Origin of the sequence: Desmonostoc muscorum LEGE 12446, assembly GCF_015207005.2 — a bacterium.
Taxonomy (GTDB): Bacteria; Cyanobacteriota; Cyanobacteriia; order Cyanobacteriales; family Nostocaceae; genus Nostoc; species Nostoc muscorum.
Map to the genome: position 1 here is coordinate 3884644 of NZ_JADEXS020000001.1, position 13219 is coordinate 3897862.

11 protein-coding genes are annotated in these 13219 nt (G+C 40.5%); 8 read left to right on the forward strand and 3 right to left on the reverse strand.

The window, feature by feature from the left end:
* Window positions 1-236: 236 nt before the first annotated feature.
* Window positions 237-422 carry a PCP reductase family protein gene (locus tag IQ276_RS16650; RefSeq protein WP_190877406.1) on the forward strand — a complete coding sequence of 62 codons (186 nt, stop codon included), beginning with the start codon at window positions 237-239 and terminating at the stop codon, window positions 420-422.
* Window positions 423-721: 299 nt separating this feature from the next.
* Here the strand turns inward: IQ276_RS16650 and IQ276_RS16655 are convergent, their stop codons facing one another.
* From IQ276_RS16655 to IQ276_RS16665, 3 genes are all read right to left on the reverse strand, one after another.
* A complete protein-coding gene (locus tag IQ276_RS16655; protein WP_190877408.1) occupies window positions 722-1558 on the reverse strand; it encodes an SWIM zinc finger family protein in 837 nt (278 codons plus the stop codon).
* A 103-nt stretch (window positions 1559-1661) separates the two neighbouring features.
* Window positions 1662-2501: a nucleotidyltransferase domain-containing protein gene (locus tag IQ276_RS16660; protein ID WP_193921120.1), complete on the reverse strand. Its 840-nt coding sequence runs from the start codon at window positions 2499-2501 to the stop codon at window positions 1662-1664.
* Window positions 2498-5827 (reverse strand): sll1366 family intein-prone helicase, encoded by a 3330-nt coding sequence (locus IQ276_RS16665; protein ID WP_235115723.1) that lies wholly within the window; start codon window positions 5825-5827, stop codon window positions 2498-2500. The genes IQ276_RS16660 and IQ276_RS16665 overlap by 4 nt, the downstream gene beginning before the upstream one ends.
* A 151-nt stretch (window positions 5828-5978) precedes the next feature.
* On the opposite strand from IQ276_RS16665, the gene IQ276_RS16670 reads away from it, so the two are divergent.
* The 7 genes from IQ276_RS16670 (at window position 5979) to IQ276_RS16700 (ending at window position 13210) form a co-directional block, all read left to right on the forward strand.
* Window positions 5979-6524, forward strand: coding sequence for a GNAT family N-acetyltransferase (locus IQ276_RS16670; protein WP_235115724.1), 546 nt, complete (start codon window positions 5979-5981; stop codon window positions 6522-6524).
* A 210-nt stretch (window positions 6525-6734) separates the two neighbouring features.
* A complete protein-coding gene (locus tag IQ276_RS16675; protein ID WP_193916409.1) occupies window positions 6735-8891 on the forward strand; it encodes a polyribonucleotide nucleotidyltransferase in 2157 nt (718 codons plus the stop codon).
* An 828-nt stretch (window positions 8892-9719) separates the two neighbouring features.
* Window positions 9720-10694, forward strand: a complete 975-nt coding sequence (gene egtD / locus IQ276_RS16680) for an L-histidine N(alpha)-methyltransferase (protein ID WP_193916406.1) — start codon at window positions 9720-9722, stop codon at window positions 10692-10694.
* A gap of 304 nt (window positions 10695-10998) precedes the next feature.
* Window positions 10999-11244: a hypothetical protein gene (locus tag IQ276_RS16685; protein ID WP_228043013.1), complete on the forward strand. Its 246-nt coding sequence runs from the start codon at window positions 10999-11001 to the stop codon at window positions 11242-11244.
* 54 nt (window positions 11245-11298) lie between these two features.
* The gene (gene ovoA, locus IQ276_RS16690) at window positions 11299-12663 is read left to right on the forward strand and encodes a 5-histidylcysteine sulfoxide synthase (RefSeq protein ID WP_373690543.1); all 1365 of its coding nucleotides are present in this window, start codon (window positions 11299-11301) and stop codon (window positions 12661-12663) included.
* Window positions 12664-12670: 7 nt separating this feature from the next.
* Window positions 12671-12949: a hypothetical protein gene (locus IQ276_RS16695; RefSeq protein ID WP_193916404.1), complete on the forward strand. Its 279-nt coding sequence runs from the start codon at window positions 12671-12673 to the stop codon at window positions 12947-12949.
* 102 nt (window positions 12950-13051) lie between these two features.
* A complete protein-coding gene (locus IQ276_RS16700; protein WP_193916401.1) occupies window positions 13052-13210 on the forward strand; it encodes a hypothetical protein in 159 nt (52 codons plus the stop codon).
* Window positions 13211-13219: the final 9 nt, after the last annotated feature.

A 13219-nucleotide genomic window follows, 5' to 3' on the forward strand; every position in this document is an offset into this window, starting at 1 on the left:
AGTTTATAGACTCTTGCATCAAAGCAAGAGTTTTTTTTTGACGCTCCCCGCATTCCGCTACAGCCTTTGAGACCTAAATGGTGTACTTCACTAACTTGAAATCTGCTGTATAGTACTTAAATAAAAATTAGTAATACTAGTTTCAAAAATGAATACGGCAAACAGATTTACATAACCCTTTACTAGAAATAAATTTTCAATCCAAAATTGTATAATCTACTGAGGTAATTAATACTATGAGCGAATCAAATTTTATCGATGCTTTGCGCTGGACAGATGAAGCTAAGGAAAAGTTGCAAAATATTCCCTTTTTTGTTCGTCCTCAAGCGAAAGTTCGAATTGAAGCGTTGGCTCGTCAAGCTCAGCAAGAAGTTGTGACGGGTGATTTGGTAGAACAGGCTAGGCTTGAGTTTGGACAATAAAACAGGAGTCAGAATTCAGAATTGCTAAATACTCTACATCGGAGACAATTTATAAAGTAAAAATAAAATTACTGTAGTGTGGTGTGTTAGGCGCATATTTCAATGGTTTGTAACGGAAAATTTTGCGAAAGCGGCTAACGCACCGCCAGATAATACGGTGCGTTAGGCTAAAGCCATAACACACTCTACTTAAGATTTAGTTTATAAATCAACTCTAAATTTATTTAGAGAAATCTAAACAAAGTTTAGATTTTCTATTTTGACTGAATTCAATCCAAAATCTAAAATCTAAAATTCAGTCAGCTTCCTCCCACATTCATTGCTGCTAAAACAGCTTTCTGGCTAACATCTGTGTAAACACTATTCAAATACTTCATGACCACATCACTAGAAGTTGAATTGACTATATTTTCCTCTTCCTTCGCTAGAGGAATTGCTCCTAATACATCTAATACCGTCTCGCTACTGGAGGGTGCAATTACTACTAAAGATGACTCTAGTGGCTCATTATATTGCCAGAAAGAGTCAATTTTTACCGAGTATTTGTTGTCAGGAATGGACTCTTGAACATTAGGTGTTTCTGACGTGTCGGCTTGAATCTTGCCACTACGTAGCTGCCGTAAATCGCTGATAATTTGCTCTTTGGTGCGTCCCCGCAACTGAAATAGCACAAAGGGGTCTTCACTAAAGCGATCGCCTAACTGATAGTATATCGCACCAATATGTTTACAGGGATTGGCTTTATCAGGACAAGAGCATTTACTGTGGACATCAGAAAGAGTAAAAGGAAATAAAGAAAGACCATTAGCTGTGAACACTTCTGCTATATTTTGTGGCATTTCCCCTGCCAACAACTTGGCAGCAAAAATTGCCTTTTGGGACATAGTTTCAATGACATAACCCCACTGTTCATCGCTAAAAGGTTCAAGGGAAAGGGAAACTTTATAAGGTTCGACTTCACTACCTTGTACTTTAGCCAATACTTTTGCACCCTTAAACTCAATACTTAATACATTTCCTTGGCGTGCATAGTTTCTAGCACGTTCCAAACGCTTTTTAAAGCGATAGGAATCTAGCAAATCTAGCCATTGCTGCGACCACCATTCTCGACTAGCTTGTAATGTGTAATTAGTCATAATTTTACCTTGAGATTATTCGATAATATTGAAATTCAGTAATTAATTATGAATTTAGAAGTGCAAATACTAGAAATAAGACTATACCGCTACAACTGTTCCTTCAAAACTTAAAAGTACCCCCAGATAAATTAATCAGTGTATTAATCCAATGCAAATCAGTTTTTGCATCTCGATTTAACCGCAGCATGTCGTGAAGGTTCATTACTTGGTATTGATATCTATTGAGTAAAGCATTCAATGCATTAAGAATAGATGTCTGATCTAGGGAAGGGTAGGAGTGTTTTAAAACCTCAATTAACATCTGACTGCCGCGCTGTTCAAAGTGAGCAGATGGGGACATGGAAGAAGAAGGATTTTTGAGGAAATAATCGTCAATTTGCATCATGCTTCCGCGAAAATTGTCCAGCAGTGATTGTGCATAGAAAAGTTCTCCACGCATGACTCGACGATATACTTCCTCAGCTTGTGCTAGCCCTTTACTGATCAGTCGATTCACCTCATTAACATCTAGTGTAAACTCCAAGCCAGAAGAAGCTTCAATAAGTTGGTGTATTAACTTTTTAGGATCATAAATAACTTGAACAGGTTGTAAGTACCAAGGCGAGGGCTGAAGATTCTCTGGCTGGTAGTAAAGGACATCGATTTTATTGAATGGATGGAAGTGAGAGACGCAAACCCATCGAATTCCTGCTGGCCACTCGTTGTATAGCCATTCTCCCCAATATTTAGGAGCAGAAAAACGCTCATCAAGAAATTGCTCGTATAATTCTGGTTGAACAACAACTCTAAAATCAATATCAGAGAATTCATCCGTTGTCCCTGATGCTATAGACCCTTGAACGAATAAAGCCTCAATACCTTTCTTAACTATAAAATAATCAACGACTTTCTTAAGTAAATGTTGACGTGCTGAATTTAATTCGTCTGCATTAAGTTTCATCCTTCATCCTCGTCAATTACTGCGCTGCGGTCAAGTATTAGTAAGTTGCGGAGTTGGTCTGTATCCATTTCAGTCAACCATTCTTCACCAGCACCTACAACTTGTTCAGCTAGTTGTTTTTTACTTTCAATCATGTCATGTATTTTTTCTTCTAAAGTGCCAGTACAAACAAATTTATGTACTTGCACATTGCGGGTTTGACCAATACGAAATACTCTGTCTGTAGCTTGATTTTCTACGGCTGGATTCCACCATCTATCAAAATGGAATACATGATTGGCTCGTGTTAAATTCAATCCTACACCACCTGCTTTCAAAGAAAGAATCATAATCGGTGGTCCTTGGGGATCGTGTTGGAAGCGATCGATCATTTCCTCCCGTTGTTTTTTGCTGGTACTGCCATATAAAAAGAATATTTCTCGCCCTAGCTGTTTTTCTAGATAAGGTTTAAGTAACTTACCCCACTCAGCAAATTGGGTAAAGATTAAAGCACGTCCTGCGCCAGCAGCGCCGTAGGCATCACCTTCTGCTAAAACTTCTTCTAACATTTCTTCTAGCCGCAACAGTTTGGCTGAATGATGTTGTTCTAATGTGGCTTGTTTCAAATATTGCGCTGGGTGATTGCAGATTTGTTTGAGTTTGATTAGTAAAGCCAAAATCATCCCCCGACGTTGCAATCCTTCGGCAGATTCAATCTCTGCTAAGGATTGTTCTACTACTTGTTGATAAAGTGCTGCTTGGTCAGCAGTTAAACCACAAAATACGGTCATTTCTTGCTTATCTGGCAAGTCTTGAATGATTTGGCGATCGCTTTTCAACCGCCGCAGTATAAATGGCTGAACCAATGAACGTAATTGGCTCAAAGAAGCCGTATCCCCATACTTTTCAATTGGCATAGCAAATCGCCGCTGGAAAAATTGCCGAGTACCCAAATATCCGGGATTGAGAAAATCTAAAATAGACCACAATTCTTGGAGTCTATTTTCTACTGGCGTCCCCGTCAATGCAATCCGAAACGTAGCTGGTAACTGCCGCACAGCTTTTGATTGCTTCGCCTCTGAATTTTTAACATTTTGCGCTTCATCTAAAACAATTATCTGCCAAGAAACACTCTCCAATAACTTGATATCTCTATGAATAAGTGAGTAACTAGTGATGACTAAATCATGCTTTTTAACTGCTTCTACAAACGCCTTACCTTTAGGACGTTTATCACCGTGATATTGCAAAACTTTCAGACTTGGGGCAAATTTCTTGACTTCTCTTTCCCAGTTGCCTAAAACTGAAGTTGGGCAAACTAGCAGAGTTGGATTTTCTAGTGCATCTTGTTCTTTCAGGTGTAGAAGAAAAGCGATGAACTGCACGGTTTTTCCTAGGCCCATATCGTCCGCCAGACAGGCACCCAAGCCCCAGCGTTCTAAGAAGGACAGCCAAGCAGCACCACGTTCTTGATAAGGTCGCAACTGCCCCTGAAAGCCTGTTGGTGTGGGCAAAGGTTCAATGGCCTGATTATTGGTTAGCGCCCCAATCAACTCTTGCAATGTGCCAGAGGCTTCAAAGCTAACCACAGGTAATTTTTCAATTACCTGGGTATCGCCTGTACTCAGACGCAAAGCATCTTCCAAAGAAAGCGCCATTTGGTCTTTGCGGGAAGCGAAAAAGGTTTGGGCTGTCTTGATGTCTTGGGGTCGCAACTCCACCCACTCGCCATTAATTTCTACCAAGGGGCTATTTAAAGCCACAAGTTTATCAAACTCGGCTTTGGAAATAATCTGTCCACCGATCGCCAATTGCCATTGGAAATTTAATAAACTCTGCAATCCCAAACGTCCTTGCTTTGTCTTTGGGGTTTCGGCAGTAATTTTTAAACCCAAACGGTTTGCCCATCCTTCACGGTTCGTCAAACTCGGAGGTAAAATCACTCCCAAACCGCTATCTTCAAACCTCCAAGCCACAGACTTGATAAACTCGTATGCTTGGATGGGGTTGAGATGAAAAGATTGGGGATATTCTGTTTCTAGACTGGGTGCAAGGACTGGATACAATCGGGAAGCTAATCCCAAACCCCGCAAAAATGTTTCTTGCGGTTGGTCAATTGTGCGATTTTCATATACCAGTCTTTCAACTGGATGATTCCAAATTGTTGCCGCATCCACCAAATACTCTGGATTGTCAGCTGCTTGCAAGAAATACGCTAATGTCCAATGTGTTTGGCCAGACTCCGGAGAACGCAGTTGAAAACAAGTACGAAACAGAGTTTTCAGAGTTAATTGGTATTGTAGCGGCATAGTCCAAGCCTTGAGTGCCGCTTCGAGTCGTTCCACTTCAATTGCTTCTGCATTGACTCTACCAGATGCATTAGTTAAAGCTGGCAACCACTCTCGCACCGCCGCTGGTAAAGAGGCCATGGCCTTGGCTTCCATCGGCGATTGGAAACCCATCATCTCTCGCACTTGGGCGTTTATCGTACTATTCAGAAATCCCAGCAACAATTCTTGAGGTTCTGTGGGGAAGTCTACAGCTAGGTGAGGGGATGAGGGGGATGAGGGGGATGAGGGGGATGAGGAAGAATTTACTCCCTTGTCTCCCTCATCTCCCCCATCTCCCTCATCTCTCCCCAGTCCCTCTTGATAAGTGCGACAAACCAACGGCATCTTTGCAGAAAATTTTTCGAGGCGGGTTCCGTCTACAGCACTGTCTAAGAGTACTTGCCAGGTAGTGGAAAATGCACCATCTGATTGTCGTGCAATTTTTGGTAAAAACTTACACCGGGAGATTAAATCGAGACTCCAACGGGCAATCTGCGACCAAAAGCGTAAATCTCCCCCCAAAAAGGCATCTTCCCCTTTAGTGGCATTGAGGGGAACAGTAGCAAGAAATTTTACTGCTTGGGCGGGGTTGAGACAAAAACCGTCAACTCGCCACGGTTGTAAATATTGCGGTGAGTCTGCTTCCGTCCCGAAACTGCCAGAATGCACGGGGAAAATCGCTGCTGTTTCTTTACCAGTGCTTTCTGGTATATAAGTTGGTAGGGCAATTATTTGGGAGTGGGTTGGCAAAGAAATCTCAGTGGTACTGGTTGCTTTGCGTGTCCGCCCAGTGGTCGCTACAGCAACTTGGGGTTGGTGGATGAAGTTGGCAATTGGCATGTTCTGGGAACGCAACCACTCGCTTAATTCAACCGATGTCATTGCCAATGGATGTAATGGTATTTCTTCAGATTCACGCGACTCCAAATTTACTCGTGGCGATCGCCAAGTTTCTCCCCAAATAAATAAGCAACCATTTTGATTTTTTACTAACCAATTTCCGTGTAAAATCGCCATTTGTAACTACTCAAATTATCGTAAAATTAAATAACTTCAATTAAGATGATTTTATTTTCTACATTTTTGCCACAATAATTATTAATCAGGCATATATTGTATTACAATTATTGCTAATAGTTCATTATCTATTAAAAAATATTTATTAATAATGGATTTTCCTCTGGTTCAACTTTTAAAAAATGGCATAAAAGTAGAAATAGATTATATGCATCCTGAAGAAGAAGAGGTTGTGAGAGCATTATTAAATAGTGTAATTTTTGAAGGTAAAACTTATCCTCAAAAGCAACCTCTATCCCAAGCAGAATTTTCAAGTTACTGGTTAAGCAAGGATGCCTTTGTTGTTAGGGCATCAATTGTGGATACTACACATAAACCAAAAGAAATATTAGGGGCATTTTATTTAAAGCCAAACTTTCCCGGTCGGTGTAGCCATATTTGCAATGCTGGTTTTATTGTACAACCCAGATTGCGCGGTCAAGGTATAGGGCGGTTCATGGGAGAGACGATGCTCTCCATCGCAGCAAACCTGGGCTACGAGGCAGTAATGTTCAATTTGGTCTTTGAAACTAATATAGCTTCAATTACACTTTGGCAGTCCTTAGGATTTGAGATTATTGGACGGGTTGGGCGTGCCGTGAAGCTTGAAAATGACCAGGTGGTAGACGCGCTGATCTTGTATCGCACTTTGAATTGAACGACTTGTTTATCTGGCGTTGCTGAACCAAGGGATGATTGCAACTTCTAAAATTCTCCCCCTGCATCCCCTGCCTCCCCATCTGACCCCAATTTATCCTACTGTTATGCAACGGTGTTTATCTTTGTATGTACCAGAAGTCAGCCATAGTGCATAAATGTTAGGATTGCCACAGAAAGAGAATAGCGAAAGAGAAGGAAAAAAAACTGAATGGCTGAAGTTGATAAGTCAATATCCTTCGATGGACGGGATATTCGACTGAAAGTAGGCCTACTAGCTCCCCAGGCTGGTGGGTCGGTTTTGATAGAATCAGGGGACACAGCTGTTTTGGTGACGGCTACGCGATCGCAAGCCAGAGAAGGCATTGATTTTCTTCCCCTCACAGTAGATTACGAAGAAAGGCTATATGCCGCTGGTAGAATTCCCGGAGGAATTATGCGGCGTGAAGGTCGCCCACCAGAAAAAACAATTCTTACTAGCCGTCTGATAGATCGTCCCCTGCGTCCTCTGTTTCCTTCATGGTTACGCGATGACCTGCAAATTGTCGCCTTAACGCTGTCGATGGACGAGTTAGTGCCACCCGATGTGCTAGCAGTTACAGGTGCTTCAATTGCCACCCTCATTGCTCAGATTCCTTTTAATGGACCAATGGCAGCTGTGCGGGTTGGTTTAGTGGGAGATGATTTCATCATTAATCCGACTTATGCAGAAATTGAAGCTGGAGACTTGGATCTGATAGTAGCAGGTTCACCCTATGGTGTGATTATGGTCGAGGCCGGAGCCAATCAACTGCCAGAGCGAGATATTATCGAGGCAATTGACTTTGGTTATGAAGCGGTGCGGGACTTAATCAAAGCCCAGGAAGATTTAGTCGCAGAACTCGGCTTACAACTAGTGCATGAAGCACCACCAGAAGTAGACCAAACGCTGGAAAATTATATCCGCGATCGCGCCAATGACGAAATTAAAAAAATCCTGTCGCAATTTGATTTGGGTAAAACCGAACGTGATGCCGCTTTAGATGTCGTCAAAGAAAAAATTCAAACTGCGATCGCCGAATTGCCAGAAGAAGACCCAATTCGAGTTGCCGCAACTGCAAATAGCAAGGCACTTGGTAACACTTTTAAAGACATTACCAAATACTTCATGCGCCGTCAAATCGTCGAAGATAACGTCCGCGTTGATGGTCGCAAACTCGATGAAGTACGTCCGGTTTCTTGTCAAGTTGACCTTTTACCGAAGCGTGTCCACGGTAGCGGTTTATTTAATCGGGGTTTAACCCAGGTATTATCTGCTTGTACCCTTGGTACACCAGGAGACGCCCAAAACCTCAACGACGATTTGCAAATAGATCAACACAAGCGTTATTTGCACCATTACAACTTCCCGCCTTTCTCAGTTGGGGAAACCAAACCCCTACGTGCGCCGGGAAGACGTGAAATCGGTCACGGTGCCTTAGCGGAGCGATCGCTGTTGCCTGTACTACCAACAAAAGAACAATTCCCTTACGTGATTCGCGTCGTATCGGAAGTACTTTCCTCCAACGGTTCCACCTCAATGGGTTCCGTGTGTGGTTCCACCCTCGCCCTCATGGATGCTGGTGTGCCAATTATCAAACCAGTCAGTGGCGCGGCAATGGGTTTGATTAAGGAAGGAGACGAAGTGCGTGTCCTCACTGACATTCAAGGCATTGAAGACTTTTTGGGCGACATGGACTTTAAAGTTGCTGGGACAGACACCGGGATTACCGCCCTGCAAATGGATATGAAAATCTCCGGTTTGTCTTTAGACGTTATTGCCCAAGCCGTCCACCAAGCTAAATCAGCCCGGTTGCACATTCTGGAAAAAATGCTCGCTTGCATTAGTGAACCGCGCACAGAAACTTCACCCTATGCCCCACGTCTGTTAACAATCAAAATTGATTCAGACATGATTGGTCTAGTCATTGGCCCTGGAGGGAAGACTATTAAGGGGATCACAGAGGAAACTGGTGCAAAAATTGACATCGAAGATGATGGCACTGTAACAATTTCCGCTGTGGATGAGAGCAAGGCCAAGAAAGCTAGGAACATCATCCAAGGCATGACCCGCAAACTGCACGAAGGGGATGTCTACGTAGGGCGAGTAACTAGGATTATACCAATAGGTGCATTTGTCGAATTTCTGCCTGGAAAAGAAGGCATGATTCACATTTCTCAACTAGCCGACTACCGCGTTGGCAAAGTTGAGGATGAAGTCGCAGTGGGCGATGAAGTGATTATCAAAGTGCGCGAAATTGATAACAAAGGCCGGATTAATCTCACACGCTTGGGTATCCACCCAGATCAAGCAGCAGCAGCCAGGGAAGCTGCGGCGCTAAATCGTTAAATCGATTTGGGATTTTAGATCGATCAAATCTAAAATCCGCGATGCCTACTGTGAAGGCATCGCCGTATGCTTCTCTAACTATCAAAACAAAAAACTAGTTTTGGTTTGGCGATCGCTATCCAACTTACTAGCGCCTCTTATTTTTAACTTAACTGCAAGTAAAACTCTACAAATAAAGCTAGCTAATGACGTTTATTATTTGTCATTTGTTATTTATGCTTGGTAAGGTTTTCAACAGTCTTTACTTTTAGTAATATAGTTTTGTTTATTCTCACTTACTGAATTATCGCTATTTAATTACTCTGAGTAAAAAAAATCAGTCAACTTTATAGGGAGCATCCCAATTTTGCCAAAAGGTACAGGACTGACACAAAAACCCTGTACAAACCTCTTTCCTTGGCGCTCTTCTCTAACGAGACGCTACGCGATGGCGTCCTTGGCGGTTCGTTATTTCATTATTGTTTTAAGCCAAAATTCCGTATAAAAATAAACTTGCACATTTGGGATGCTCCCACTTTATAAACATTAGACAGCTATTTTGTTTGTAGCTTTATTTGATATGATTATGGTGCAATCGCCTCTCTTGCCCAAAATTATTGCTTAGCAAGGGTAATTATTTTTCTCCGAGAAAAGAAATAAAAATTGTTATTGCCTTATAATTGAATTATTGAAGAAATATTAAATTAGTTAAACGTGCCAAAAACAACACTAATCCGATTGACTTTTAGTAGATAAACAATTATTAACCTATTTGAAAATAAGACTTGCTATTGAATTCTAAATCTGCAATATTTAAGGATTAAATGTAGAAATCAATACATTAGCATAATGTTAACAACATCTCTAAAAATTCTGAATGAGCATTATCAAACTCTGAACAATGAGGGGCAAGATGTCATTCAAGGATTAACTCGAACCCCAAAAAGCTTACCCCCAAAATATTTTTACGACGATCGCGGTTCAGAATTGTTTGAACAAATATGTGAATTACCAGAATATTATCCAACACGAACAGAAGCATCTATTTTGCGCCAATATGCCGATGAAATTGCTCAGATAACAGGTGTTTGTGAACTTGTAGAATTAGGCAGTGGTAGTTCCACAAAAACTCTATTTTTGTTAGATGCTTACGAAAGACTTGCTAGTTACTGTAGATATATACCGATTGATGTTAGTCGGGGAATTGTTCAATCTAGTGTGCTAAAGCTACAACAAAAATATCCAGCTTTCTTTATCGAGGGATTAATTGGAACCTACGAACAAGCCTTAGCAAAACTAGAATCAACTTTTGCATCATCACGGATGATTTTTTTCTTGGGCAGTTCTCTGGGTAATTTTAATCCCCAAGAATGTAATATATTTTTAAGAAAAATTGCTAAAACTTTACAACCAGGTGATTACTTTTTGTTGGGGATTGATTTACAAAAACCCAAGGAGATTTTAGAGCCAGCTTATAACGATAGTCAAGGAGTAACGGCTGCTTTCAACTTGAATATGCTTTCCCATTTAAATTGGCGTTTTCAAGGCAATTTTGACCTCCATTTATTCACTCATCAAGCTATTTATAATCAAGCTGATGCTCAAATTGAGATGTATCTGCATTGCCAAAAGAGTCATCAAGTATCTCTAGAAGCGCTAGGTTTAGAAGTTTTCTTTGCAGATGGAGAAAGCATTCTCACCGAAATTTCGCGCAAGTTTGATTTAGCAAATATGCAAAAACAACTGGAGGCACACGGACTTAAAACTTTAAAAATTTGGACAGATCCCAAGCAGTGGTTTGGATTAATTCTTTGTCAAGCTTAAATCTTGCTTCCTCAAAGTTTAATCCAATAGAGAACTCTGAAACTAGCTCTCCTGAAAAAACGGCACAACTGTCATCAAAGTACTCCTTAAAAAAAGAGTCAAAATTAAGAATTTTTATTGTTCAGAACTTTGACTACCAACAAAAGGATTTTGAAAGGATTTTGAAAAAAATTTCTTAGCTCGACTTTATCCATTTTTTGGCAACGCTAAAGCTAAAGAATTAAAGTGGGGGATTAATTTAATTCTCAAAATTGATGGAATTTGAGCGCGGCAAACAGGCATAATTTGTGCTGCTATTCAGGAAATGCCAAAATCTATTCCAGGCTTTTCTCCATCATGTACAGTGCGGTTTAAAAAAATTGAAGAAAATGCGCGTGTTATTGAACTTATGGCATTTGTGAATGATGATAATCTCTACTTTGAGGCTGAGAAAAACTTAAATCTAGCAATATTAGAATTGCTGGAGCAAGAAGAAATTGATTTCCTATATGTGAAATTAGAAACCAGCCCAGAAAAATTTCAAAAAAATATCCCAGCACACAATAATTGAAATGATTCCTTGATAGTACAGAGCAACCTGATTTATCCGTGGAATCAACCCAAAATGCAAAATCTCAAATTGTTTGACACCATGATTAGTCTGCAATCTGCTAAACCTCCAAAACTTGATAGTTGCAATTCTCAAGTCATCCTCGATTACTTTGAGAATGCTTGGCAACTAGAAGATACTCTGATGCAAAGTCTGGTTGGAGAAGATACATTTTATCTCAATCCCGACCCTCTGAGAAATCCTCTGATTTTTTATCTGGGACATTCGGCTGTTTTCTACATCAATAAATTAATTAGTGTTGGATTATTAGAAAAACGCCTAAATCCCGACTATGAAATTTTGTTTGAAATTGGAGTCGATCCAGAAAAACCAGAGCAATTGAATGCAGCGATCGCTCATTTGAATTGGCCACAAGTTGCCGAAACTTGGGAGTATCGCCAACAAGCATATTCTGTAATTTCCGAAGTAATTAAAACAACCCCAATTACTCTGCCAATCCATCCTCATCATTCCCTTTGGGCATTAATGATGGGAATTGAACACCAGCGTATTCACATTGAAACTTCTTCGATGTTAATTCGCCAACTACCAATTGCAAGAGTCAAACGTCCCCCAAACTGGAAATATGCTGCTTTTAATGGTTACACTCCTGGGAATGAAATGATCGAAGTTCCGGGAGGGGTAGTAAAACTCGGCAAAGCCTTAGACGATCCGACTTATGGATGGGATATTGATTATGGCGATCGCACTGTGGAAGTTCAATCCTTTTTAGCCAGTAAATATCTCATTACCAATGGCGAATTTCTCTATTTTGTCAAGGCTGGTGGCTACGAAAATCAAGACTATTGGGATGAAGAATCTTGGGATTGGAAAATTCAAAATAATATCACACATCCAAAATTTTGGCTCCCTGAAAATGGGAATTACAAATATCGAGCCATGTTTAATGAAATGGAATTGCCGCTAGATTGGCCTGTCGAAGTCAATCACTATGAAGCAATGGCCTATTGTCGTTGGCAAGGAAAAGATACTCGGTTGATGAGTGAATCAGAATACCATTTAGCAACTTATAGCAACAGTTTATCAGAAGATATAGATAATTACAATCTCAATTTAAAACTTGGCTCACCTAGTCCCGTGGGAATGTTAGAAAGAGGCAAAAATAAGTCTGGATTGTATGATTTGCGAGGCAATGTTTGGGAATGGTTGAGCGATAACTTAAATCCCCTTTCCGGATATAAACCTCATTTTCTCTACGAAGAGAATTCTGCTATATTTTTTGACACTAAACATTATATGATGTTAGGAGGTTGTTGGATAACTAACGGTACAGAAGCTTTAAAATATTATCGCAATTGGTTCCGTCCCAATTTTTATCAACACGCCGGTTTTAGAATTGTTAAAAATATCAAGCATTAACACCAACATGATGTTTTACACAAATAATTTGTGCAGAATACTAATAGTTACAGGCATAGCGGTTTTTACATCCTCCATTTATCCCTGTAATGCTCAGGCTCAATCTTTAACTGAGAAACAAAACATATTACTAGCCCAAAATCTAGGGGGAATAGTACGAAAAATTCCCCTAGAAGAAGTACCAACACCGGCTATGTCTGCTGCCAAAACAGTTACCAATGCTGAATTCAACCAAGCCCGAATTGAAATGAAGTCAGATGGTTCATTAATATATATACTCAGGTGAAAGAATCAACAAGGCTTTGAAGTTGAAGCACAAGTTACTCCTAATGGGACTATTACACAAGTTGACGAGCAAATAGACGCCAGTGGAGTTCCGGAAATTGCTGTGAAATCTTTTAAACGATGGGCACCAAATGACCAATTAGTCAGCATTTGGCGGAGTACCCGTCTGGGAGAATTTTATTATCAATTTGTCATTCAGGATTTTTGGTTAGAAGTTGCTCCTGATGGCAATGGCGATCGCCATATTGCTAAAAATTTGTAGTTTCAAGAT

Bases quoted from the DNA above. Each gene is read 5' to 3' on its own strand.
- IQ276_RS16650 (WP_190877406.1), top strand. From the start codon at position 237: ATGAGCGAATCAAATTTTATCGATGCTTTGCGCTGGACAGATGAAGCT.
- IQ276_RS16655 (WP_190877408.1), bottom strand. From the start codon at position 1,558: ATGACTAATTACACATTACAAGCTAGTCGAGAATGGTGGTCGCAGCAA.
- IQ276_RS16660 (WP_193921120.1), bottom strand. From the start codon at position 2,501: ATGAAACTTAATGCAGACGAATTAAATTCAGCACGTCAACATTTACTT.
- IQ276_RS16665 (WP_235115723.1), bottom strand. From the start codon at position 5,827: ATGGCGATTTTACACGGAAATTGGTTAGTAAAAAATCAAAATGGTTGC.
- IQ276_RS16670 (WP_235115724.1), top strand. From the start codon at position 5,979: ATGGATTTTCCTCTGGTTCAACTTTTAAAAAATGGCATAAAAGTAGAA.
- IQ276_RS16675 (WP_193916409.1), top strand. From the start codon at position 6,735: ATGGCTGAAGTTGATAAGTCAATATCCTTCGATGGACGGGATATTCGA.
- egtD (WP_193916406.1), top strand. From the start codon at position 9,720: ATGTTAACAACATCTCTAAAAATTCTGAATGAGCATTATCAAACTCTG.
- IQ276_RS16685 (WP_228043013.1), top strand. From the start codon at position 10,999: ATGCCAAAATCTATTCCAGGCTTTTCTCCATCATGTACAGTGCGGTTT.
- ovoA (WP_373690543.1), top strand. From the start codon at position 11,299: ATGCAAAATCTCAAATTGTTTGACACCATGATTAGTCTGCAATCTGCT.
- IQ276_RS16695 (WP_193916404.1), top strand. From the start codon at position 12,671: ATGATGTTTTACACAAATAATTTGTGCAGAATACTAATAGTTACAGGC.